This window comes from Pelomonas sp. Root1444, assembly GCF_001426885.1.
Taxonomy (GTDB): domain Bacteria; phylum Pseudomonadota; class Gammaproteobacteria; order Burkholderiales; family Burkholderiaceae_C; genus Pelomonas.
In genome coordinates this window covers 18,493-41,110 of sequence record NZ_LMFP01000029.1, presented here as the reverse complement: position 1 = coordinate 41,110, position 22,618 = coordinate 18,493, and the positions used below count along the sequence as shown (strand labels likewise).

22 protein-coding genes and 1 tRNA gene are annotated in these 22,618 nt (G+C 66.6%); 9 read left to right on the top strand and 14 right to left on the bottom strand.

The features are described from left to right. Nucleotides 1–97 precede the first annotated feature (97 nt). From dnaQ to ASD35_RS24185, 3 genes are read right to left on the bottom strand one after another with little or no spacing between them, the layout of a single operon-like run. Nucleotides 98–823 (bottom strand): DNA polymerase III subunit epsilon, encoded by a 726-nt coding sequence (dnaQ, locus tag ASD35_RS24195; protein ID WP_056877542.1) that lies wholly within the window; start codon nt 821–823, stop codon nt 98–100. Next, nucleotides 820–1,629, bottom strand: coding sequence for a prolipoprotein diacylglyceryl transferase (gene lgt / locus ASD35_RS24190; protein WP_056877541.1), 810 nt, complete (start codon nt 1,627–1,629; stop codon nt 820–822). Before lgt ends, dnaQ begins: the two co-directional genes overlap by 4 nt. Nucleotides 1,630–1,689: 60 nt before the next feature. After that, entirely contained in the window at nt 1,690–2,544 is an 855-nt protein-coding gene (locus tag ASD35_RS24185; RefSeq protein WP_200956100.1) for a LysR family transcriptional regulator, read from the bottom strand. Nucleotides 2,545–2,635: 91 nt separating this feature from the next. Here ASD35_RS24185 and ilvD point away from each other — a divergent pair, with 91 nt between their 5' ends. Continuing rightward, nucleotides 2,636–4,315 carry a dihydroxy-acid dehydratase gene (ilvD, locus tag ASD35_RS24180; protein WP_056877540.1) on the top strand — a complete coding sequence of 560 codons (1,680 nt, stop codon included), beginning with the start codon at nt 2,636–2,638 and terminating at the stop codon, nt 4,313–4,315. Between the two features lie 22 nt (nt 4,316–4,337). On the opposite strand, the gene ASD35_RS24175 is transcribed toward ilvD, so the two are convergent. Then, the gene (locus ASD35_RS24175) at nt 4,338–4,598 is read right to left on the bottom strand and encodes a TIGR04438 family Trp-rich protein (RefSeq protein ID WP_082580417.1); all 261 of its coding nucleotides are present in this window, start codon (nt 4,596–4,598) and stop codon (nt 4,338–4,340) included. Between the two features lie 59 nt (nt 4,599–4,657). Here ASD35_RS24175 and ASD35_RS24170 point away from each other — a divergent pair, with 59 nt between their 5' ends. The 4 genes from ASD35_RS24170 (at nt 4,658) to ASD35_RS24155 (ending at nt 7,032) form a co-directional block, all read left to right on the top strand. Beyond that, complete coding sequence (locus tag ASD35_RS24170; protein WP_056877538.1) at nt 4,658–4,957, top strand: c-type cytochrome; 300 nt, start codon at nt 4,658–4,660, stop codon at nt 4,955–4,957. A 140-nt stretch (nt 4,958–5,097) separates the two neighbouring features. Next, nucleotides 5,098–5,307: a hypothetical protein gene (locus ASD35_RS24165; RefSeq protein WP_056877537.1), complete on the top strand. Its 210-nt coding sequence runs from the start codon at nt 5,098–5,100 to the stop codon at nt 5,305–5,307. Nucleotides 5,308–5,379: 72 nt separating this feature from the next. After that, nucleotides 5,380–6,267: a hypothetical protein gene (locus tag ASD35_RS24160; protein ID WP_056877536.1), complete on the top strand. Its 888-nt coding sequence runs from the start codon at nt 5,380–5,382 to the stop codon at nt 6,265–6,267. Nucleotides 6,268–6,429: 162 nt separating this feature from the next. Further along, nucleotides 6,430–7,032, top strand: a complete 603-nt coding sequence (locus tag ASD35_RS24155; protein ID WP_200956099.1) for a mechanosensitive ion channel family protein — start codon at nt 6,430–6,432, stop codon at nt 7,030–7,032. Between the two features lie 182 nt (nt 7,033–7,214). Here the strand turns inward: ASD35_RS24155 and ASD35_RS24150 are convergent, their stop codons facing one another. From ASD35_RS24150 to ASD35_RS24120, 7 genes are all read right to left on the bottom strand, one after another. Next, nucleotides 7,215–8,129 carry an alpha/beta hydrolase gene (locus ASD35_RS24150; protein WP_056877535.1) on the bottom strand — a complete coding sequence of 305 codons (915 nt, stop codon included), beginning with the start codon at nt 8,127–8,129 and terminating at the stop codon, nt 7,215–7,217. A 31-nt stretch (nt 8,130–8,160) separates the two neighbouring features. Next, on the bottom strand, nt 8,161–10,782 hold the full coding sequence (locus tag ASD35_RS24145; protein ID WP_200956098.1) for a glycoside hydrolase family 3 C-terminal domain-containing protein: 2,622 nt from the start codon (nt 10,780–10,782) through the stop codon (nt 8,161–8,163). Nucleotides 10,783–10,874: 92 nt separating this feature from the next. Next, on the bottom strand, nt 10,875–13,958 hold the full coding sequence (locus ASD35_RS24140; RefSeq protein ID WP_056877534.1) for a TonB-dependent receptor: 3,084 nt from the start codon (nt 13,956–13,958) through the stop codon (nt 10,875–10,877). Between the two features lie 570 nt (nt 13,959–14,528). Next, nucleotides 14,529–14,619, bottom strand: a tRNA-Ser gene (locus tag ASD35_RS24135). A gap of 60 nt (nt 14,620–14,679) precedes the next feature. Next, complete coding sequence (gene serS, locus ASD35_RS24130) at nt 14,680–15,975, bottom strand: serine--tRNA ligase (RefSeq protein WP_056877533.1); 1,296 nt, start codon at nt 15,973–15,975, stop codon at nt 14,680–14,682. Between the two features lie 75 nt (nt 15,976–16,050). Beyond that, a complete protein-coding gene (gene ispH, locus ASD35_RS24125) occupies nt 16,051–17,028 on the bottom strand; it encodes a 4-hydroxy-3-methylbut-2-enyl diphosphate reductase (RefSeq protein ID WP_056877532.1) in 978 nt (325 codons plus the stop codon). Continuing rightward, entirely contained in the window at nt 17,028–17,471 is a 444-nt protein-coding gene (locus ASD35_RS24120) for a peptidylprolyl isomerase (RefSeq protein WP_056877531.1), read from the bottom strand. Before ASD35_RS24120 ends, ispH begins: the two co-directional genes overlap by 1 nt. Before the next feature lie 41 nt (nt 17,472–17,512). On the opposite strand from ASD35_RS24120, the gene radC reads away from it, so the two are divergent. The 3 genes from radC to ASD35_RS24105 all read left to right on the top strand — a co-directional run bounded on the left by radC (nt 17,513) and on the right by ASD35_RS24105 (nt 19,620). After that, on the top strand, nt 17,513–18,187 hold the full coding sequence (gene radC, locus ASD35_RS24115; RefSeq protein ID WP_056877530.1) for a DNA repair protein RadC: 675 nt from the start codon (nt 17,513–17,515) through the stop codon (nt 18,185–18,187). Beyond that, complete coding sequence (locus ASD35_RS24110) at nt 18,184–18,834, top strand: Smr/MutS family protein (protein ID WP_235538449.1); 651 nt, start codon at nt 18,184–18,186, stop codon at nt 18,832–18,834. Before radC ends, ASD35_RS24110 begins: the two co-directional genes overlap by 4 nt. A gap of 138 nt (nt 18,835–18,972) precedes the next feature. Beyond that, nucleotides 18,973–19,620 (top strand): hypothetical protein, encoded by a 648-nt coding sequence (locus tag ASD35_RS24105; protein ID WP_056877528.1) that lies wholly within the window; start codon nt 18,973–18,975, stop codon nt 19,618–19,620. Here the strand turns inward: ASD35_RS24105 and ASD35_RS24100 are convergent. The 3 genes from ASD35_RS24100 to ASD35_RS24090 are packed head-to-tail and all read right to left on the bottom strand — an operon-like array spanning nt 19,617 to nt 21,542. Next, nucleotides 19,617–20,003, bottom strand: a complete 387-nt coding sequence (locus tag ASD35_RS24100) for a group II truncated hemoglobin (protein WP_235538448.1) — start codon at nt 20,001–20,003, stop codon at nt 19,617–19,619. The genes ASD35_RS24105 and ASD35_RS24100 overlap by 4 nt on opposite strands. Next, on the bottom strand, nt 19,996–20,808 hold the full coding sequence (locus ASD35_RS24095; protein ID WP_056877526.1) for a MinD/ParA family protein: 813 nt from the start codon (nt 20,806–20,808) through the stop codon (nt 19,996–19,998). Before ASD35_RS24095 ends, ASD35_RS24100 begins: the two co-directional genes overlap by 8 nt. Then, complete coding sequence (locus ASD35_RS24090; protein WP_082580415.1) at nt 20,805–21,542, bottom strand: GGDEF domain-containing protein; 738 nt, start codon at nt 21,540–21,542, stop codon at nt 20,805–20,807. Before ASD35_RS24090 ends, ASD35_RS24095 begins: the two co-directional genes overlap by 4 nt. Nucleotides 21,543–21,751: 209 nt before the next feature. On the opposite strand from ASD35_RS24090, the gene ASD35_RS24085 reads away from it, so the two are divergent. Beyond that, nucleotides 21,752–22,594 carry a CheR family methyltransferase gene (locus ASD35_RS24085; RefSeq protein WP_157275750.1) on the top strand — a complete coding sequence of 281 codons (843 nt, stop codon included), beginning with the start codon at nt 21,752–21,754 and terminating at the stop codon, nt 22,592–22,594. Nucleotides 22,595–22,618: the final 24 nt, after the last annotated feature.

The following is a 22,618-nucleotide window of genomic DNA, read 5'->3' as shown; positions in this document are numbered from 1 at the left end:
CAGGGTTCGAACCTGCGACCCCTGCCGTGTGAAGGCAGTGCTCTACCGCTGAGCTAACCGCCCTTGAAGAAGCATCCGGCTTCCGGGAAGCCAGCGATTATGCCACGGCTTGCGGCTCGATCTTGCGCCACTGGCAGGCACCGCCCGCCGCCTTGTCGAGATCGGCCAGCAGCTGGGCGTGCGCTGCGATCTCGGCCTCACTGGCGCGCAGCACCGGCAGCACGAAGCGACTCAGGTCCACCGCTTCGACCTTGGCATCCATGTCTCCGCCGGCCGAGTCGCCATGCTCATCCATCAGCAGCGCGTCCTGACCGCGCGTCAGGCGGATGTAGACGTCGGCCAGCAGCTCGGCGTCGAGGAGCGCGCCGTGCAGCGTGCGCTTGGAGTTGTCGACCTCCAGGCGGCGGCACAGCGCGTCGAGGGAGTTGGCCTTGCCGGGGAAGAGGTCGCGCGCCATCAGGAGCGTGTCACGCACGCCGGCGACGTGGTCGGTCAGCACGCCGCGGCGCAGGCGCTTGAGCTCGGCATTGATGAAGCCGATGTCGAAGGGCGCGTTGTGGATGACGAGTTCCGCACCGGCCACGAAGCCCAGCAGCTGGTCGACGATCTCGGCGAACTTGGGCTTGTCCGACAGGAAGGCCTCGGTCAGCCCGTGCACCCGCAGCGCGTCCTCGTGGCTGGCGCGCTCGGGGTTGATGTAGAGGTGCAGGTTGTTGCCGGTCAGCTGGCGGTTGACCATCTCGACGCAGCCGATCTCGATGATGCGGTCGCCCTTGTCGGCCTCCAGGCCGGTGGTCTCGGTGTCGAAGAAGATCTGTCTCATACGGGCCTCGCATTGCGCTTGGTCGCCCACGCAAAGATGGCGGCACCGGCCAGGATCATCGGCAGGCTCAGCCACTGGCCCTGGCTCCAGTTCAGCGCGCGCAGGCCGAGGAAGTCGTCCGGTTCGCGGAAGTACTCGGCCATGAAGCGCAGCGCGCCGTAGCCCATCATGAAGACGCCGGAGATCTGGCCCGTGGCGCGCGGCTTGCGCGCATAGAACCACAGGATGATGAACAGCAGCAGGCCTTCGCCGGCTGCCTGGTAGAGCTGGGACGGGTGGCGGGCGATGCCACCGTCGTTGGCCTGCGGGAACACCATCGCCCAAGGCAGATCGGCGGGCGCTGGTCGCCCCCACAGCTCGCCATTGACGAAGTTGCCCAGCCGCACGGCCATGATGCCGGTCGGCACACAGGGCGCGATCAGGTCCGACACCTCGAAGAAGCCGCGCCGGCGCTGGCGCCCGAACAGCCACAGGCCGAACAACACCCCCAGCAGGCCGCCGTGGAAGGACATGCCGCCCTTCCAGACCGCGAAGACCTCGGCGAGGTGGTGGATGTAGTAGTCGGGCTTGTAGAACAGGCAATAGCCCAGCCGCCCGCCCAGCACGACGCCCAGCACGCCGTAGAACAGCACGTCGTCGACGTCCCGCTTCGTCCAGCCCACGGCCGCGTGCTGGGGCATGCGCGCCCGCACGCTGGCCAGCCACAGGAAGAGGCCGAAGGCGATCAGGTAGGTGACGCCGTACCAGTGCACGGCCAGCGGGCCGAGGTTGATGGCGATGGGGTCGAACTGGGGGTGAACCAGCATGGCTCGAAAGGGAAGCAGGAAGCGGCGCGCATCATAGCCAGCGCCTTTTTCTGGCCGGGTTCAGGCGTGGCGGGCCACGTGCTCGACGAAGCGGGCGACGACCGGCGGCGCGTCGGCGCGCCAGACCAGGCTGGTCTCCACCTCGGGCGCCCCGGGCATGGCGCGGTACACGACGCCGGCCCGCTGCAGCCCCTGCAGGCTGGCAGGCACCCAGGCCACGCCGATGGCGGCCGAGACGAGGTTAATGATGGTCTGCATCTGGATGGCCTCCTGTGCCACGCCGGCGCTGCCATGGTGGGCCAGGATGGCGTCGTACAGCGAGGGCGCGACCTCGCGGGGGAAGATGACCAGCGGTGCCGCCAGGCATTGCACATCGCTGGGCGGCTCGTCGCTGCTGGGCAAGGCCAGCACCAGCGGCTCGACGCCGATGGACAGGCGCTCGAAGCCCCCCGGCGCCTGGCCGGGCGTGTGGATGACGAAACCGGCGTCTATGCCGCCAGCGGCGAACTCGTCGAGTTGCACGTCCAGCGTCGCCTCCCGCAGCGCGAGCGCCACCTGGGGGCAGGCCTCGCGGAAGGTCCGCAGCCACAGCGGCAGGCCGCCGAAGCCGACCGTCGACACGAAGGCCAGCCGCAGCCGGCCGGCCACGCCGTCGGCCACGGCGCGCACCTCGGCGGGCAGCGCAGCGGCCTCGGCCAGCAGCTTGGCGGCAGCGGCCTGCAGCGCCGCGCCGGCAGCCGTCAGGCGCACGCTGCGGCTGCTGCGCTCGAAGAGCTGCACGCCCAACTGGGCCTCCAGCTTGCGCACCGCCTGGGTCAGCGGCGGCTGGCTCATGTGCAGGCGCTCGGCGGCGCGGCCGAAGTGCAGCAGCTCGGCCACTGCGAGGAACTGCTGAAGGGGGCGAAGTTCGATCATCGATTCACGCAGCATATTGATTCGGCGTGAACAATATATTTGATAAGCAAAGCGGTGCGCGCCAAACTGCCGGCTTCACGAGGAGACCGCCATGAGCTTCAACCGCCGCAGCAAGAACATCACCGAGGGCGTGGCCCGCGCCCCCAACCGCTCCATGTACTACGGGATGGGCTACCAGGAGAGCGACTTCGGCAAGCCCATGATCGGCATCGCCAACGGCCACTCGACGATCACGCCGTGCAACTCGGGCCTGCAGAAGCTCGCCGACGCCGCCGTCATCGGCCTGAAGGCAGCCGGCGCCAACGCGCAGCTGTTCGGCACGCCGACGATCTCCGACGGCATGGCCATGGGCACCGAGGGCATGAAGTACAGCCTGGTGTCGCGCGAGGTCATTTCCGACTGCGTGGAAACCTGCGTGGGCGGCCAGTGGCTGGACGGCGTCATGGTCATCGGCGGCTGCGACAAGAACATGCCCGGCGGCATGATGGGCATGCTGCGCGCCAACGTGCCGGCCATCTACATCTACGGCGGCACCATCAAGCCCGGCCACTACAAAGGCCAGGATCTCAACATCGTCAGCGTCTTCGAAGCCGTCGGCCAATTTTCAGCCGGCAAGATGAGTGAGGAAGACTTCTGCCAGATCGAGAAGCGTGCCATCCCCGGCAGCGGCTCCTGCGGCGGCATGTACACCGCCAACACGATGAGCTCGGCCTTCGAGGCGCTGGGCATGAGCCTGCCCTACTCGTCCAGCATGTCCAACGTCGAGGACGAGGTGGTCGAGAACACGAAGAAGGCCGCCGTCTACTTGGTCGAGGCGGTCAAGGCGGACCTGAAGCCGCGCGACATCGTCACCAAGAAGGCGATCGAGAACGCGGTCGCCGTCATCATGGCCACGGGCGGCTCGACGAACGCGGTGCTGCACTTCCTGGCCATCGCCCACGCGGCCGAGGTGGACTGGACCATCGACGACTTCGAGCGCATGCGCAAGAAGATCCCCGTGCTGTGCGACCTCAAGCCCAGCGGCCAGTTCCTGGCCGTGGACCTGCACAAGGCGGGCGGCATCCCCGCGGTCATGAAAGAGCTGCTGAAGGCCGGCCTGCTGCATGGCGACTGCATCACCATCACCGGCAAGACGGTGGCCGAGAACCTCGCCAGCGTGCCCGACCTGTCGCCCGAGCAGCCGGTCATCCGACCGGTGTCGCAGCCGATCTACGCCGAGGGCCACCTCGCCATCCTGAAGGGCAACCTGAGCCCAGAGGGCTGCGTCGCCAAGATCACCGGCCTGAAGAACCCGGTCATCACCGGCCCGGCGCGCGTTTTCGACGACGAGCAGAGCGCGCTGGCGGCCATCATGGCCAACAAGATCGTGGCCGGCGACGTGATGGTGCTGCGCTACCTGGGCCCCAAGGGCGGCCCCGGCATGCCGGAGATGCTGGCGCCCACCGGTGCGCTGATCGGCCAGGGCCTGGGCGAGAGCGTGGGCCTGATCACCGACGGCCGCTTCTCGGGCGGCACCTGGGGCATGGTGGTGGGGCATGTGGCGCCGGAGGCCTACGAGGGCGGCGTCATTGCGCTGGTGCAGGAGGGCGACTCGATCACCATCGATGCGCACCAGTTGCTGCTGAACCTCAACGTCAGCGACGACGAACTGGCCAAACGCCGCGCAGCGTGGGTGAAGCCGGCGCCGCGCTACACACGGGGCGTGCTGGCCAAGTTCGCAAAGAACGCGTCCAGCGCGAGTTCCGGGGCGGTGCTCGATCTTTTTGAATAAGGCCCTGTCCAGCCCCGGCCGTTCAGCGCCGTTTCTTGCCACCCGGCCGCGCCTGGCCCAGCCCTTCCATCAGCTGCTCCCGGCGTGCCGCCTTCTTGGCGTCGAGCGCATCCATGGCCTTTTTCTGCGTCATACCGGTCTTGTCCGCGAACCACCACCACAGGGCGGCCAGCGGGAAAGGCGACAGCACGATGACCCAGGCCCAGAAGTCGTCCTGGTTGAACTGGACCCAGCCGCCAAGCCTGAGCACAATGAACAGCACGCCGATCAATACAAACGCCATGCGTCAACTCCTTCGGGTATCTTTGCGTTCACTGTAGTCCAACGACCGGAAAGGTTTGCATGAAATCCCTGATCCTCAGCCTCGCCCTGTTCATTCCTGCCGCCGCCATGGCCAACCAGGAATTGGCCCAGAAGAAGAACTGCATGGCCTGCCATGCGGTGGACAAGAAGCTGGTCGGCCCGGCCTACAAGGACGTGGCCGCCAAGTACGCCAAGGACAAGGATGCCGTGAAGAAGCTGTCCGAGAAAATCGTCAAGGGTGGCGCCGGCGTCTGGGGGCCTGTGCCCATGCCTGCCAACACGCAGGTCAGCCCCGCCGAGGCCGAGACGCTCGCCAAGTGGGTGCTGACGGTCAAGTGAGGCCGACAAGCTCCTGAAGACGGGTCCTGCGGGACCTGTTCTTTTTTACGACGTCGCAACTTCAGGAGCCGCCCCGGGGGCGCCATCCACGTGAAGAACGCAACGTCCGCACAAGGCAGGCAAGCGAACCATGTGCGGCGATGCGGGACGAACGGCCGCGCGCCACGGCGCGGCGGCTCGCGCTCGCGTGGGGCGTCAACCCGGTGCTCTGTCACGACGTGATGAAGGTCACCGCGATGATTGAGTTCCGTTCGCTGCCAGCCTCTTGCGGTTCCGGTGAAGGTCTCATCGATGCGACGCGGATGCGGAATGGCAGTGAAAATTTGCTGCCCGGGGCGGTGCGGACCTAACATCTCTTTGCATGGAGGATCGCTTCACCGGCGCAGGCGGCTTGACGGTCAATACAACCCACCGGACTGGGCATGGCAAGGGGTAAACCGCTGGCGACGTCAAGCAGGCAGCTCGGCCGTTTGCCTGCGTTCGCTTTCGTCATGGCGCTCAGCCCCGCGGCTCAGCTGGCATGGGCGGAGCCTTCATTGCCTGCGATGAACAGCTACGGCCAGCCCCCATTCGTTCCCATAGGGACGGAGCGAACGGCTGGCCTGGCCAGGACCTTCGTCGAGCTGCTCAACCAGGCCCTGGACGGGCGCAAGAAGCTCCACCTCGACAACGTGCCCAGGCGCCGACTGGAGCTGGCGCTGAGCGACCGGGCGTTCTCCGGGGTGGCGCTGTTTCTGGCGCCCGAGTTCCTCGTGCCGGCGGCCCAACAGCTTGGCACATGGTCCGAACCGGTGATGGTTGATGAGAACCTCATCGTCAGTGTGCGTCCTTTGAACGTGTCTTCGCTGGACAACCTGAACGGACTGAAGCTAGGCGGCATTGCAGGCCACGTCTATCGCTTGCTGGGGCCGGCGATCGCGGACGGCAAGGTGTTTCGAGAGGACGCGCAAGATCACATCAGCAACCTGGGCAAGCTCTGCCTCGGACGCGTCGATTTCGTCGTCATCAGCAAATCCGAACTTGCAGGGACACGACCTCACGTCTCATGCCCCGTATCGTTCAGGTCGACGTCATTTCCCGAGCCTCAGGTCGTCGTGCGCCGGGTGCTCGTTCAAATGCTCAACGACGACAGCTCCAAAGAGGTGCTGGACGCCGTGGCCGCCGTGGCCTGCTCACAGCCGTGGATCCAGGCGCTGGCCCAGTACGGGTTGTCGACGGTGGGCTGTCGCAACACGGAGAGGCCTCCCGACCCGTCCCCTGAAAAGGGCCGAAAGGGCCGCCCTCATCCAAAGCAGGTGAAGCGCAGCTGATCACGACCGCCTGATTCAAGCCAACGGGCCTGCACGGGACTGGACTGGCCTCAGGGCGGTTCACGACGTTCAAGGCATCTCGCCAGATCTTCGGGGTGGCCCTGAAAGGGGTGAAACTAACGCCCCGGCGCCACGGATGAGCGCTCGCGATCGCCCAAGTCCATGAGAAAACTGCTGCAGTCCCTGCATGAACGCTTGCCCGGCTGGGCGGCAGACTGGCTCGACACATTGGTGCCGCTGCTGGAAGTGCTGCTCATCAGCCTGGCCGCGTGGCTGGCGATGCGGCTGGCCCGACAGCTGATGCGCCGCGCCAGCCGCACCTACGGCCTGCCCGTCAACTTCGCCACCCTCTTCCTGCGCATCGCAGCCGTGCTGGTCTATGGCAGCGCGCTGCTATGGGCGCTGGAGCGGTTCGGCGTTTCCGGCGCCGTGCTGTGGTCAGCCTTCACCGGCTTCGCCACCGTCGCCGCGGTTGCCTTCTTCGCCGCATGGAGCGTGCTGTCCAACCTGTTCTGCGCGCTGCTGATCTACATCACACGCGCCTTCCGCGTCGGTGACGTCGTGGAACTGCTGGAGCCTGGCGGCACACCCCTCGTCAAAGGAAGGGTCGCGGACATCAACCTCGTCTACACCACGCTGCGCGAAAGCGGCGACGCGAGCAACGGCACCAGCCTGCAGCTACCCAACACCCTGTTCTTCCAACGGGCCTTGCGGCGCTGGCATGGCGAGGCAACGGCGGCGACCGGAGAGGATGACGGCGGATAGGACTGCAGGGAACCAAGATGCGCCGCTTCGGTTTCTACGGTACCGATGCTGGCGAGCTTCAGGTGGCGCCTCCACAGCCCGGAGCGCGGCACCCGCGCCGTGGTCATCTTGCGTGTGCACGACGTACTCGCCGGCGGAAGCCGTGGGTCGCGAAGGATGCTCTCCTGCAGACCGTTTTCTGATCAGGGCTTGGCTTTAAGGAAGCCGTTCACGTCCAGCCAGTGGTGGAACACCGGGAACCAGCCGTTGGCGGTGTTGCCTGGGTAGCCCAGGCCGAAACCGTGGCCGCCGTTCTGGTAGAGGTGGAACTCGACCGGCTTGCCGGCATCGAACCAGGACTTCACCACGCCGAACTGGCCCTTGAACAGGAAGTCGTCGGCCGCAATGGCGGTGAACATGGGCGGGGCGTCCTTGGGCACGTCGACCGGGCCCATGCCGCCGTAGATCGGGGCGATGAAGGCGAGCTTCATGGTCTTGGAGTTCAGCGTGCTGTGCATCGTCAAGCCCGCGCCGGCCGAGAAGCCCATCATGCCCAGGCGCTTGGTGTCCACGCCCCACTCCTTGGCGCGCGACACGATGAGCGCATAGGCCGCCTCGGCGTCGGCGAGCTGGTTGTTCAAGTCGGGCACGACGGCGCGGGGGTTGCCGTCCGTGTTGCTGCTCGCGGCGGTGAACATGCGGTCCATCGACTGCTTGAAGCGGTCGATCGTGTCAGGCGTCGGGTGCAGGCGGTACTTGAGCACGAAAGCCGCGATGCCCTTGTCGGCCAGGGCCTGCGCCACCTTCCAGCCCTCGTTGTTGATGGACAGCCAGCGGAAGCCGCCGCCCGGCGCGACGAGCACCGCCGCGCCATTGCCCTTGCCCGGCGCCGGCAGGTAGGGCGTCAGCGTGGCCGTGGTGACGTTGCGCACCATGGGCTCGCCCCACTGCTTGAACCAGCTCTCGGACGCCGGCTGGTTGTTGACGCCGCCCGTGCCCAGCTTGATCGCGTTGGGCTCGGCGATGGCCGAGAGCGGGTAGATGGTGCCGTCCTGGGCGAAGGCGCCGCCCGTCGTGGCGAGCAGGACGGCGAACAGGGAGGAACGCAGTGATTTCATGGTCACGAGAGATACGGTTCGAGAGGTTTGATCAGCGCGGCAGCGTCAGCGGCCGGGCGAGCGAGAACGTGGTGCTTTCAGCCGGCGCGCCGGTGTCGGGTTGGCCGCCGCCGACGCTGACGCGGTAGCTGCCGGGCATGACCTGACGCACGCCGTCGCGGTCGACAAAGCTGAGGTCGCGGGCGTCGAGGCGCCAGCTCACCTCGCGCCGCTCGCCGGCCTTCAGGTGCAAGCGCTGGAAGCCGCGCAGCGCCAGCTTCGGGGCGCCTTCGAAGCGCGGCGGCGTGAGGTAGAGCTGGGCCACTTCGTCGCCATCGCGCGCGCTGGTGTTGGTGATGGCGGTGCGCACGACGACGCTCGGGGCCGCCTTGCCGTCATCCAGCACCTCCACCTTCACCGGCTCGTAGCGGAAGGTCGAGTAGCTCAGGCCGTGGCCGAAGGGGTAGACCACCGGCTTGTCGAAGAAGCGGTAGGTGCGGCCGGCCATGCGGTAGTCGTCGAAGGGCGGCAGGTCGTCCGCGCTCTTGTAGAACGTGACCGGCAGGCGCCCGGCCGGGTTGGCCGCGCCGGCCAGCACCTGCGCAATGGCCTGTCCACCGCCCTCCCCTGGGTACCACGCCTGAATGACGGCCGCCGCGTTGGCGTGCGCCCACGACAGGTCGATGGCGCTGCCGCTCAGGTTCACCACCACCACCGGCTTGGCCGATTTGGCCACTTCCTGCAGGTAGGCGCGCTGGTCGGCCGGCAGGTCGAGCTTGGTGCGGTCCCCGCCGCTGAAGCCGTCGATCTTGACGGGCATCTCCTCGCCTTCGAGGTCGGAGGTGAGCCCGACGACGGCGACCACCACGTCGGCCTTCGCCGCGGCCGCGCGCAGTTCGGCCACGGGCTGGCGCGACACACGCTTCCAGACCATGCCCGGCGGGGCGCCGACGCCGGATTCGGCTTCGAACTGCAGCGCATAGCGCTCGCCCTTCTTCAGGTCCACCTGCGTCAGCGCGACAGGCTCGGCCCAGCGCGTGGGCTGCCTGGCCAGCACGACGTCGCGCCCGGCGATGCGCACGTGGCCCTTCATGCCGGCCACACCCAGCCGGTAGCTGCCGGTCTCGGGCGCGATGAAGGCGCCCGTCCAGACGGTGCGAACCGTCGTGCCGACCTCGGTGAACTCCTGCGGGCGCGATTCGATCTGCGCAACGGCATGGCTTCCCACGGGCTGGGCCTCGAAGCGACGCTTGCCGATGTCGTTCGGCGAGCCAGCCTGCAGCTTGAAGTAGCTGGCCTTCAGGCCGGCGCTGCCATCGGGCGTGACGAAGACCTGCTGCGGCACCGGGTCACCATCGGTGATGGACGGGCTGAATGGGACGAGCTCCACCTGCGCCGGCGTGAACTGCTCGCGCAGGCCCTCAAACACGGTCAGCGTGGGCCCGGTGTTGCCTGATGAATAGTTGCCGCGCATCACACGGCGCGCGTCCGCCAGCGGGCCGACGACGGCAATACGCGCCGAGCCCTTCAGCGGCAATGCGCCGTCGTTCTTCAGCAGCACGATGCTCTCGACGGCCGAGCGCAACGCCAGCGCGCGGTGCGCCGGCGAGTTGATGGCGCTTCCGGCGGGGAACTGGCGCTCGGCCAGGCCAGGCAGGTCGCCGGCGCGGATGCGGGCCGAGAACAGGCGCACGAGGGCCGTGTCGATGTCGGCCTGGCGGATATAGCCACGCTTCAGCGCTTCCTTGTAGGGCTCGCCGAGGCCGGGCTTGTGCGCCAGCGTCGCGCCGTTGCACTCGTTGTCCACGCCGGCCTTGAGCGCCGCAGCGGCCCCGGCGGCGGCATCGACCGCGTACTTGTGGTTGACGCTGATGTCGACGACCGCGTCGCAGTCCGACACCACATAACCCTTGAACTTCCAATCCTCGCGCAGCGTCTTCACCAGCAGGCTCTGGCTGGCGCATGCCGGTTCGCCGTTGACGCGGTTGTAGGCGCACATGATGGAGCCGGCCTGCGCATCCACCATGGCGGCGCGGAAGGCGGGCAGGTAGGTGTCCTCCAGGTCCTGCGCCGACACCCACACGTCCACCGAATGCCGCGTGGACTCCGGCCCGCTGTGCACCGCGAAGTGCTTGGGGCTGGCAATGACGAGGGGCCGTGCTGCGTCGGGCCCCTGCATGCCGCGCACGTAGGCCTTGCCGAGCTCGGCGGTGAGGAATGGGTCCTCGCCATAGGTTTCCTGGCCGCGGCCCCAGCGGGGGTCGCGGAAGATGTTGATGTTGGGCGACCAGGTGTTCAGCGCACCGCCGATGCGGTTCGGGTTGGGCTTGTGGCGCCCCAGCGCATACACGGCCTGCACCTCGGTGCTGATGCTGGCGGCCACGTCCTGCATCAACTTGTCGTTGAAGCTCGCGGCCAGGCCGACGGGCTGCGGGAAGTTGGTGGTGGCGCCTGGGCCGAAGGCGCCGTGCAGCGACTCGGTCCACCAGTTGTAGGCGGGGATGTTCAGGCGCGGGACGGCCGGCGCGCCGTTGAGCAGTTGTTCCACCTTCTCGTCGAGCGTGAGCTTCGAGACGATCTGGCGGGCCTGGGTGTCGGCATCAGCACCGGCGGCATGCACCATGCCGCTGAACACCATGGCGAGCGCGAGGCAGGCGGTGGGGAGGGACTTCAAACGCGTCTCCGGGAATGTCGTTCGCACATCGAGAGGTCTGCCGGCCCCCAAAGCCCCTTCCCGGCGGAGGCCGGCAGACAAAGGACTAACGCTCAGAAGCGATAGCGAGCACCGATCAGGTAACGGCGGCCCGTTTGAATGGCGGAGATGTGCTGGGTCTTGGTACGGCCGTAGTTGCGGATGTAGCCATCGTTCAAGTTCAGCAAGTCGGCCTGAAGGGTCAGGTTCTTGCCAATCTTGTAGCCGATGGAGGCGTCCACCTGACCATATGCATCGGTGTACCGCGGGTTGTTGCCGTTGTCGTTGGTCGCCGCGAGGAACGCATCACGCCAGTTGTAGGCGGCGCGGATCGACCACTGGTCGTTCTCGAAGAAGCCCACGAGGTTGGCCGAATCGCTGACACCCACCAGAGGGGACTGCACTGCAGTCGTCGCGGTGTTGTTGTTGTACTTCAGGCCACTCCGGACCAAGGTGTAGTTGCCCGAAATGCCGAAGCCACTGTTGCCGAACATGTGCTGGAAGTTGAACTCCAAGCCCTTGATGGTGTCGCCACCGGCATTCGACGGCGTCGTGATGTCGAACACGAGCGGTTGAGCGCCCGGGACGATGCCCTCGATGTTGCCCTTCAGGAAGTTCGGATCAGTGCTGTCGGTGATCGTGACCCCTGGCTGGCCGTTGTAGTTCTGGAAGATGTAGTTGCGGAGCAGCTTGGGGCTGTCGGGGGCAATACCTGCGGCGCGCGCGGCGTTGTAGTACGTGCCGCTGGCGGGCTGGTTCAGGCCCGCGAAGGTCTGCTCAACCACCTTCGTGCTGAAGAAGTCGCTCACCTTCTTGTAGAAGGCGCCCGCTGCCACATAGGACGACTTGGCGTAGTAGTACTCGGCAGACAGGTCGAGGTTCTTGGACTTCAGCGGCTTCAGGGCCGGGTCGCCCGTCGAGCCGGCACCGTGGATGTTGTAGCGTCCCGAGTTCGCGTTCAGAGCAATCCCGCCCAGCATGTCTCCGAAATTCGGACGACCGATGTTGACACCGTAGCTGGCGCGCACCTTGAGGTTGGACGTCAGGTCGGCATCCCAGTCAATGCTCGGCAGCCAATAGGCGTACTTGCCCGTCTTGGTGCCGAACGTGGTGGTAGCGCCAGTCAGCCTCACCTCGTTTTCCGCGTACCACACGGTGCCGTTGTAGGAGGTGACCTGAGAAGACGACGTGATCTTGGTTTGCTCGTAGCGCATACCGACCGACAGGTTCATCGGGATCGATGTGTCGAACGAGTGGTCCCACTGACCATAGGCAGAGGTGGACTTCTCGGTGGTGCGCCAGTCGTTGCCGTTGACGAAGTCCTTGTAAGGCGAGAAGTAGTCTTCCGCCTCTTGCGCGGACAGTGGGTTGCCGGGCGGCAGGGACGTCGGGCGATACGACTGCGCATTCTTGATGGCTTGCGTGCGCAGCTCCTCGAAGTTGGGCACGAAGAACGTGGGGAACTGGCGCGGGTCGCTGCTGCCCGGAATCCGGTTGAAGAAGCTGGGCAGGCTGTACTGCGCCACGGTCATGTTCTTGAACGAGCCCTGAGGACCGATGCCGCCCCAGTCGCCGTGGAAGTTGTTGGAACCCGCCGAACGGTTCTTCAGCTTGGTGAAGCCCAGGCCCACAAGCAGCTTGTCTTCGGCACTCAGCCTGTACGTTCCGCTCAACTGTGCCTGGTCGACATCCTGATCGGAAATGTTGTTTTCGAACTGAGAACCGGTGACCGTGGTCTTGTTCGAGTCGTACGCCAGGTTCTTCGACTCCATGACCGGGAACTTCTGGTCGTAGTACATCGTCGTGTTGCCCTGGTTGAACAGCGCCAGGTCGATGACGTTGCCGGAGCCGTAAGGGCTGTCCGGTCGGGTGCGGGACTTCGACGAATGAGCGTCGAGGTCGACGTTCAGCCTTTCGCTGATCTTCCATGCGGCGTTGAAACCGGTGGAATTCAACTTCGTCTTGTTCGCGAACAGGGCGGCGTACATCGCGTAGTCGTGCGTGTACACCCCAGGCGTCGTGGGATCGTTCCAGGTGGCCGTCTGGATGATCGGATCGGAGACGTCTCCCACCCTGGAGAACGTCGTGGCGGGCGCGCCGAGCAGGGAGCCCGAGAACGATGGACCGAACCAGGAGGAGTTCTCGATGGCCCGGTTCTGGGTGGCGTTGACGGCCAGCGTGTGGTCCAGCGTGAACTTCAGGTCCTTTGAGGGGGCGTACTGCAGGACAAGCTGACCGTTCAGGCGCTCACGGTCCAGGCTGCTCGTGCGGTAGCGCACGTCGTTCGTGTGCGAGGTAAAGCCGCTGGTGGGGAAGTTCTTGAGGCCGTCGAGCGGGCCAGCGAACGAACCGTCTGGATTGGCCGGCTTGGCAAACGCGCCGTTGGGCTGGTTGTAGGGCACGGTCTGCCAGCCGTTGCCGGTGAACGCATTGTTGGAGCCCGAGCTGCGCTTGGAGTAGCTGCCGCTGATCGCGATGCCGATCGTGCGGTTGCCAAAGCTGTCGCTGTAGAGGCCGGAGATCTCGGGCGTGACCTTGTCGCCCGCGATCTCATCCGGCAGGCGGGAGACCGACTGGTCATAGTTGGCCTTGATGCCGATGCTGGCGATGCGTTCGCGCATATCCAGCGGGCGGGCCGTCTTGACATTGATGGTGGCGCCGATGCCGCCCGTCGGCGACGACGCGCGGGCGGTCTTGTACACCTCGAGCGCGGAAATCGCGTCGGACGACAGGTTGGCGAAGTCGAAGGCGCGCCCAGCGCCGTCAGAGGTCGGCATTTGCCGGCCGTTCAGCAGCACCATGTTGAATTGCGGGCCGACGCCGCGAACGGTGACTCGCGAGCCCTCACCGCTCATGTTGCGGTCGATGGACACGCCGGCGATACGCTGCATCGACTCGGCGAGGTTGGTGTCGGGGAACTTGCCGATGTCTTCGGCCACGATGCCGTCGACGAGGCCAGTGGCCTGTCGCTTCAGGTTGGTCGACGATTCAAGGGAACTGCGGATACCCGTCACGACGACGGTTTCCAGCGACTGCTTGGTGTCTTGCGCACGCGCTGCCGTGGTGGCGAACAGCGCTGCCGTCAGGTGGCAGGCAATCGCGATCGGCCTATGGCGGCGTCCGTTCTTGCTTAAACGTCGATATTTGTCAGCGTTCATGATGTCTCCTGGCTATCTGTTGGACTCGGCGGCCTTTTGCGATGCTTTTAGTCGTCGCAACTACCAAGAATGATTGCGCTCTCTTTTTTGTTGCAGAGCGCAACCATCGCGGCGAATCTAATGGACCGCGCCGGGCCTCTTGATAGGGTTAGCCCGCGAAGCTTGACGTTTTTTGGTAACGCTATCTGAGTGGTTACCCCAGGGCCATCGGCCGCCAAAATCCATGCGCGCTGGCGTTTAGACGCCGCGTTATCGCTATCAAATTGGTATCGCTATCATTCATATCGCCGATAGGGGTTGACCCTATTCCTCAGCAGGGCTCGCGCGTCCCGCGCGCCACCCGGGCAACCGACCCAAAGCGGTCGGCAGAATCGACAACATCAAGGCCGCGCCCAACCTGCGCGGGCACTGCGAGGAAGCGATCACGAGAAAGGCCTACCGCCGCGCCGTTCGAGCGGGCCAAACCCAGCGGTAGCACCGCAGGTTCGGAAATGGGTTTAGGGAACGAGCGCCAGAAACGAAGAAACCCGCACTGGGCGGGTTTCGTAAGTCCTTGATTGACAAGGAATTTGGCGGAGAGGGAGGGATTCGAACCCTCGGTACGGGGATACCGTACGCCTGATTTCGAGTCAGGTACATTCGACCACTCTGCCACCTCTCCTGAATCGGTACGCTGTGGTGCGAGTGAAGCCGGCCATTATAGCCAGCTTTTCGCTGCCGCTCAGGGACGCAGCGTGTCGATGCCGCCCATGTAGGGCCGCAGCGCCTCGGGCACTTCGACGCTGCCATCGGCGCGCTGATAGTTTTCCAGCACCGCCACCAGCGTGCGGCCTACCGCCAGGCCGGAGCCGTTCAACGTGTGCACCAGCTCGTTCTTGCCCTGCGCGTTCTTGAATCGCGCCTGCATGCGACGGGCCTGGAAGGCGCCCATGTTCGAGCAGGAGCTGATTTCGCGGTAGGTGTTCTGCGCCGGCAGCCAGACCTCCAGGTCGTAGGTCTTGGTCGCACCGAAACCCATGTCGCCGGTGCACAGCAGCATGGTGCGGTACGGCAGGTTCAGCTTCTGCAGGATGGCTTCGGCATGCCCCGTCATCTCCTCCAGCGCGGCCATGCTGTGCTCAGGCTGCTCGATGCGCACCATCTCGACCTTGTCGAACTGGTGCTGGCGGATCATGCCCCGCGTGTCCCGGCCGGCGGAGCCTGCTTCCGATCGGAAGCAGGGGCTGTGGGCCGTCATCTTGACGGGCAGGTCTTCGGCCTTGAGCACGCTGTCGCGCACGGTGTTGGTCAACGAGATCTCGGATGTCGAGATCAGGTACTGCTCGGCCTGCTCATCGTCGCCGCCCCGCAGAACCCAGAACATGTCTTCCTTGAACTTGGGCAGTTGGCCCGTGCCTTCAAGGATCTCGCGGTTGACGATGTAGGGCGTGTAGCACTCGGTGTAGCCGTGCTCGTTGGTCTGCACGTCCAGCATGAACTGCGCGAGCGCGCGGTGCAGGCGCGCCACCGGGCCGCGCAGGAAGCTGAAGCGCGAGCCCGACAGCTTGGCGCCGGTCTCGAAATCCAGGCCCAGCAGCGCGCCGAGGTCGACGTGGTCCTTGACGTCGAAGTCGAACGTGCGCGGCTGGCCCCAGCGGCGCACTTCGACATTGCCATGTTCATCGGCGCCGGCAGGCACGCTGGCGTCCGGCAGGTTGGGCACACCCATCAGCATGTCGTTGAGCTCGGCCTGGATGGCTTCCAGGCGCTCGGCGCCGGCCTTGAGCTCGTCGGCGATGCCGCCCACTTCGCCCATCAAAGCCGAGGCGTCCTCGCCCTTGCCCTTGGCCATGCCGATCTGCTTGGACAGCGCGTTGCGGCGGGCCTGCAGCTCCTCGGTGCGCGTCTGCACGGCCTTGCGATCGGCTTCGAGTGCCTTGTAGCGCGCCACGTCGAGGAAGGGCTGCGGGTTCTTGCGCGCGTTCAGGCCGTCGATGACGGCATCGAGGTCCTTGCGCAGCTGGGTGATGTCGAGCATGGGAGTAAACCTTCAGGAATCGAATACGAAAGCGGCGCCGAGATCAGGCGCCGCCGGAAGCTGGACGCACCGGCTTCAAGATCGTGACGCGCTCACCTCGGCCATGGACTTGTCGCCCAGGCCCAGCGGCAGCGGGAAGCGCACATGCTCCTCCACGCCCGCCAGGCTGCGCACCGTGGTCGCGCCCAGCTCACGCAGGCGGTGGATGACGGCCTGCACCAGCACGTCGGGGGCGGAAGCGCCAGCCGTCAGGCCCACGCGGGCGCGGCCGTCCAGCCACTCCGCTTTCAAGTCCTCGGCGGAGTCGACCATGTAGCCCGGCGTGCCCAGCCGCTCGGCCAGCTCGCGCAGGCGGTTGCTGTTGGAGCTCGTTGGGCTGCCGACGACGATGACGACGTCCACCTGCGGCGCCAGCACCTTGACGGCGTCCTGACGGTTTTGCGTGGCGTAGCAGATGTCCTGCTTCTTGGGCTCGCGCACCTGGGGAAACACGCGCTTCACCTCGGCCAGGATCTCGGCGGCGTCGTCCACGCTCAACGTCGTCTGCGTGACGACCGCGAGCTTGCTCTGATCGCGCACCTGCACCTTGGACACATCCTCGACGTCCTCGACGAGGAAGATGCCCTCGGACAGCTGGCCCATCGTGCCCTCGACCTCGGGGTGGCCCTTGTGGCCGATCATGATGAACTCATAGCCCTCGCGGTGCAGCTTGGCCACCTCGACGTGGACCTTGGTGACCAGCGGGCAAGTGGCGTCGAACACGTTGAAGCCCCGCGCGGCGGCCTCGCGGCGCACCTCCTGGCTGACGCCATGGGCGCTGAACACCAGCGTCGCGCCGGGCGGCACCTCCGCCAGGTCCTCGATGAAGATGGCGCCGCGCGACTTCAGGTCGTTGACGACATAGGTGTTGTGGACGATCTCATGGCGCACGTAGATGGGCGCGCCGAACTTCACGAGCGCGCGCTCGACGATCTCGATCGCACGGTCGACGCCGGCGCAGAAGCCGCGCGGTTCGGCCAGCAGCACTTCCTGGGGTTGCAAGATGGCGTTCATCACAGCACCCCGATCACTTGGACTTCGAAGCTGACCGGCTGGCCGGCGAGGGGGTGGTTGAAGTCGAACAACAGCGCCTCGTCCCCCAGCTCGCGCACCACGCCGGCATAGCCGCCCTGCCCGTCCGGGCCGGGGAACTGCACCACATCGCCGACCGAATAGACCTCGTCCGGGTCGCCCAGCTGCCGCAGCAGACTCAGCTTCACGCGCTGCAGCAGCTCGGGGTTGCGGTCACCGAAGGCTTCGCCCGCGGCCAGCTCGAAACGCTCGTGTGCCCCCTCGGGCAGGCCGATGAGGCGCGCCTCGATGGCGGGCGACAGCTGGCCGGCGCCCAGCGACAGCGTCGCCGGCTTGTCGTCAAAGGTGTTGACGATGTCGGCGCCGTCCGGGCCCGAGAGCCGGTAGTGCAGCGTGAGGAAGGAGCCGGCCTGGATGGGATTCATTCGGGAGAGGTCAGAGAGCGCTTGGCTAGACTGCCGATTTTATGCCGCTGACCCACCTGCCCCCGGACGCCCGCCCGCGCGAGAAGCTGCTCGCCCGCGGTCCGCAGGCACTGGCCGATGCCGAACTGCTGGCCTTGCTGCTGCGCACCGGCATCCAGGGCACGCCAGTCCTGCAGCTGGCGCAGAGCCTGCTGGACCGCTTCGGCGGCTGGGCCGGGCTGCTGGCGGCCAGCGTGCAAGACCTCGGCAAGGTCAAGGGCCTGGGGCCGGCCAAGCGCGCGGAGATCGCCGCCGTGCTGGAGATCGCGCGGCGCTCGCTGAACCAGCAGCTCGTCGAGAAGTCGACGATGAACGACGTGGACACGGTAAAGACCTACCTGCGCCTGCACCTCGGCAGCTTGGGTCATGAGGTGTTCGCGGTGATGTTCCTCGACGCGCAGCTGCGGCTCATCGCCATGGAAACGCTCTTTCAAGGCTCGCTCACGTCGACGACCGTGCATCCCCGCGAAGTCGTCAAGCGCGCGCTCGCGCTCGGCGCCGGCGCAGCCATCCTGGCGCACAACCATCCCAGCGGCGTCGCCGAGCCGTCCAAGGCGGACGAGCTGCTGACGCGCCAGCTCAGCCAGGCGCTCGCGCTGGTGGACGTGCGCGTCGTGGACCATCTCGTGGTCGGTGCCGGCGGCGTCGTGTCCTTCGCCGAGCGGGGATTGATGTGAGCAAGCCGGAGACGGTACGCAGCCTCGCCGACCTCAAGCCGCTGGCCCGCGAGCTGGCCGCGGCGCGGCTGGCGGCCGAGGTCGAGCGCGAACGCCTCGCCGCAGTGATGCGCCTGGCCGAGCAGGAACGGCGTGTCTTCGAGCTGACCGTCGGCCCGGTGACACCGCTGCGCAGCGTGGACCGCGTGCTGCATGAGCGCGAGCTGCCCGCACCCGAGCCGCGCCAGCGCGAGGCCGACGAGCGCGCCGTGCTGCTGCAGGCACTGTCCGACGAGATCGACGTCGACACGCTGCTGGACACCGACGAGACGCTGAGCTTCCGACGCGAAGGCATCGGCCTGGAGGTCGTGCGCAAGCTGCGCCGCGGCCACTGGGCGCTGCAAGCCCAGTTGGACCTGCACGGCCTGCGCCGCGATGGCGCGCGCGAGGCGCTGGGCCAGTTCATCCAGGACAGCGCGCGGCGCGGCCTGCGCTGCGTGCGCGTGGTGCACGGCAAGGGCCACGGCTCGCCGGGCCGCGAGCCGGTGCTGAAGGGCCGTGTACGCCGCTGGCTGGTGCAGAAGAACGAAGTGTTGGCCTTCGTGCAGGCGCGCGCCAGCGATGGCGGCGCCGGCGCGCTCATCGTGCTCCTCGCCGGAACGCCCTGACAGGCGGCTGACGACGGGCTGGCGCGTCGCGTCGTCGACACGCGGCGCGCATTGACCGTTGCCGCTGCGCGGGAGTAGCCTGGACTCAAGCCGCCGCAGCGCGACACCTGGTTCCCCAACCGCAGCAGAGGAGAGCCCATGAACCTGCCCCACGCCTACGCCGACCGCGCGCCCCAGCCGAAGAACTACTTGGGCATTGGCCTGGTCCTTGCCGTGCATCTGGCCGCGATCTATGCGCTGAGCATCGGGCTGATGAAGCCCGCGCCGAGGGCGCGGGAGGTGACGACGGTGAAGCCTTTGCCGCCCGAAGCGCGGGAGCTGCCGCCGCCGACCGAACCGCCGCGGGCGACCCAGCCGACGCTGCATGAACCACAGCCCATCCTCGTCCCGGTGCCCGTCTTCGAGGTGGCCTCGACACAGGAGCCTGCCATTCACACTGCGCCGTCGCGGCCCGAGGCCGGACCGGGGGTGTCGACGGCGTCGACTGGCACCGATGTCGGCCTGTTGCCGGTCGTCCAGCCGCAAATGCACTCGCCCGGGGCGGTCTGCTCGGTCATGCCCAAGCCTGAACTGCCTGCCGTCCACTGGAGCGGCGAAGCCGTGCTGCAGGTGATGGCCACGGTGCGCGGCGGCCGCGTGGTCGGCAGCGACTTCCGTGTGGCGCAAGGGGCCATGGACGGCAAGACGCGGCGAGCGCTGCAGCGCTCGGTGGAGACTGCTCTGGCCGGCTATCAGTGCCAGGGCGACGCGATGTTCCAGCAGGACTTCGCGTTCAGGCTCGACTAGACGTTGCGCATCCAGTCGGCCGTGCCCGCAAAGGACTCGGCCAGCCGGGCGTGCAGGGCCGGGTCGACCCCGGTCTCCTGCATGGCCTGCGCCATGCAGGCCAGCCACTCGTCACGCTCGGCGATGCCGATGCGAAACGGCAGGTGCCGCGCCCGCAGGCGCGGGTGGCCGAAGCGGCTGATGTAGTGGTCAGGCCCGCCCAGCCAGCCGCACAGGAACCAGAACAGCTTGTCGCGCGCGCTGTCCAGGCTGTTGCCATGCGCCGCGCGCAGCCGCGCATAGGCCGGCTCCAGGTCCATCAGGTCGTAGAAGCGGTCGACGAGTTCGCGAACGCGCGCCTCGCCGCCGATCCACTCGAACGCCGTGGCGGACGCCTCAGCCAATGAGCTTCGCCGCCAGGGCCCGGATGGCCTGCGCCGCGTCACAGCCGGGATAGTGCTCCAGCATCAGCTGGCGTTTCAGCACCGCTTGCTTGACGGCCGGATCGGCCTTCACCTCGGCGAAGAGTTCCAGCCGGAACGTCTGCCCCGGCTGCGGGCCGACGAAGCGCTGCAGCACCTGCTGCAGTTGGCCGCAGATCAGCTTGCCTTCGCCGACACGGTTGGCCTGGTTCACGACCAGGCCCACATGGCGGCGTTCCTGCTGGGTGGCCAGCACCTTGATCGTCGCGTAGGCGTCGGTCAGCGAAGTTGGCTCCGGCGTAGCAACGACCAGCACGTCCGTCGCCAGCGAGACCGCGTAGAGGACGACGTCCGAGATGCCGGCGCCGGTGTCTAGCAGCACCCAGTCGAAGCGCGGCTTGACGAGGTCGATGATGTGCAGCAGCTTGTCGCGCACTTCGGGCGTGAGCCGCGAGTACTCGACCATGCCGGAGCCCGCCAGCAGCACGAAGAAGCCGCCGGGCGCAGGCAGGATGGCCTGCTCGAGCGTGGCCTTTTCGGTGAAGACGTCGTGCAGCGTCAGCTTGGGGTGCAGGTTCAGCACCACGTCGAGGTTGGCCAGGCCGAGGTCCGCATCCAGCACCAGCACTTTCTGGCCTTGCGCGGCGAGCGCCGCAGCGAGGTTGGCGGTCACGAAGGTCTTGCCGACGCCGCCCTTGCCGCTCGTGACGGCAACGGTGCGGGCGCTGCCGCGCGTGGCGCGCGGCGGCGACGTGGCGGACGCAGCAGGATCGGGTGCAGTGCTCATGGCGTGTCCTGTTGCAGATCTGAATTCAGGGAAGCGAACAACATGCCCTTTTCTTCGGCGCTGACCAGGGAGTCGATCTGGGGTTCGAGGCAGGCGCGGTTGCGGCCTTCAGCCTTGGCGCGGTAGAGCTGGCGGTCCGCCCGCTCCGTCCACAGCAGCGGCGATGAGCGCACCCACTGCGGCGCAAACGCACCGCCGATGCTGACGGTGACGCCGAGCATCTGGCCGGAACTGATCTCGATGCTGAGTTCGGCAACGCGCTCGCGCACGCGCTGCGCCACGGCCAAGCCCACGTGGGTGGCGCAGTTGGGCAGGATGATGCCGAACTCCTCGCCGCCGACGCGGGCGACCAGATCCATCGGCCGCACGGTCTGCGCAATGGCGCCGGCCACCGCGCGGATGACATGGTCGCCGGCGATATGACCGTGGGTGTCGTTGACGGCCTTGAAGTGGTCGATGTCCAGCATCAGCAGCAGCGCCGCCTCGCCCGAACGCGCCACACGGTCGACCTCGCGGGCCAGGGCCATCTCGAAGCTGCGGCGGTTGACCAGGCCGGTCAGCGCATCCCGGCTCGACAGGTCGCACAGCGCGTCGAGCACGCCCTGCAGCCAGGCAGCGCTGTAGGGCACTTCGTCCGGAAGCGACGCCCCGGCCTGCTGCAGCAGTTGCAGGGCCTGGTCCAGATCGAGCGTTTCAGCGTCGATCAGGTGAAGGGCGGGAAGGCGTTGTTCCAAGGGTCGGTGGCGGACGGGACGGACAGGCGGATTGTGGTTTCGAGTCAGTCTATCAGCGGCCCTCTCTCGAGCCGGTCGTGAAACAGGCACGTTCTGCGCGACCTGTTTGCACTATGCTGGACCGCACCAGGGCTTCAAACGCCCCTGCGGTGCAGAATCGGCACGCCAACGCCAGGACTGCTGCGAGCACCCACAAACCGATTTCCGACATGCCCGCACCCGAACTCGCCCAAGGCACGGATTCCCTCGATCACGAGTTCAGCTTCAGCAAGGCGGACTTCGATCGCGTGCGCGAGCTGATCTACAAGCATGCCGGCATCAGCCTGCATGACGGCAAGCATGCGATGGTCTACAGCCGGCTGTCGCGCCGCCTGCGCGAGACCGGCCACAAGAGCTTCGGCAGCTACCTGCAGTGGCTGGAAGCCTCGTCCAGCGCGGCGGAGTGGCAGGAGTTCGTCAACTGCCTGACGACCAACCTGACCTCATTCTTCCGTGAGGAACATCACTTCCACGCGCTGAAGGACGACCTCAAGCCCTACGTCGGCAAGCCGGTGCGCATCTGGTGCTGCGCGGCGTCGACGGGCGAGGAGCCGTACTCCATCCTGATGACCTGCCACGAAGCGCTCGGCTCCAGCGCTTCGGTGCAACTGGTCGCCAGCGACATCGACACCAATGTGCTGGCCACGGCCAAGCGCGGCGTCTACAACGCCGATTCGCGCGGCCTGGACCCGACGCGGCTGAAGACCTTTTTCATGCGCGGCACCGGGGCCAATTCCGGGAAGATCCGCGTCAAGCCCGAGTTGCAGCGCTGGGTGGAGTTCCGCCCGTTGAACCTGATGGACCAGCAGTGGCAGCTCGGCGACCCCTTTCACATGGTGTTCTGCCGCAACGTCATGATCTATTTCGATGCCCCCACGCAGCGCAAGGTGCTGGAGCGCATCCACCGTGTCATGCGGCCGGGCGGCCTGCTCTTTGTCGGCCATTCGGAGAACTTCACCGAATCGCGCGACCTGTTCAAGCTGCGCGGCAAGACGATTTACGAACGGGTCTGACATGAAACAACCCCCTCGCTCACT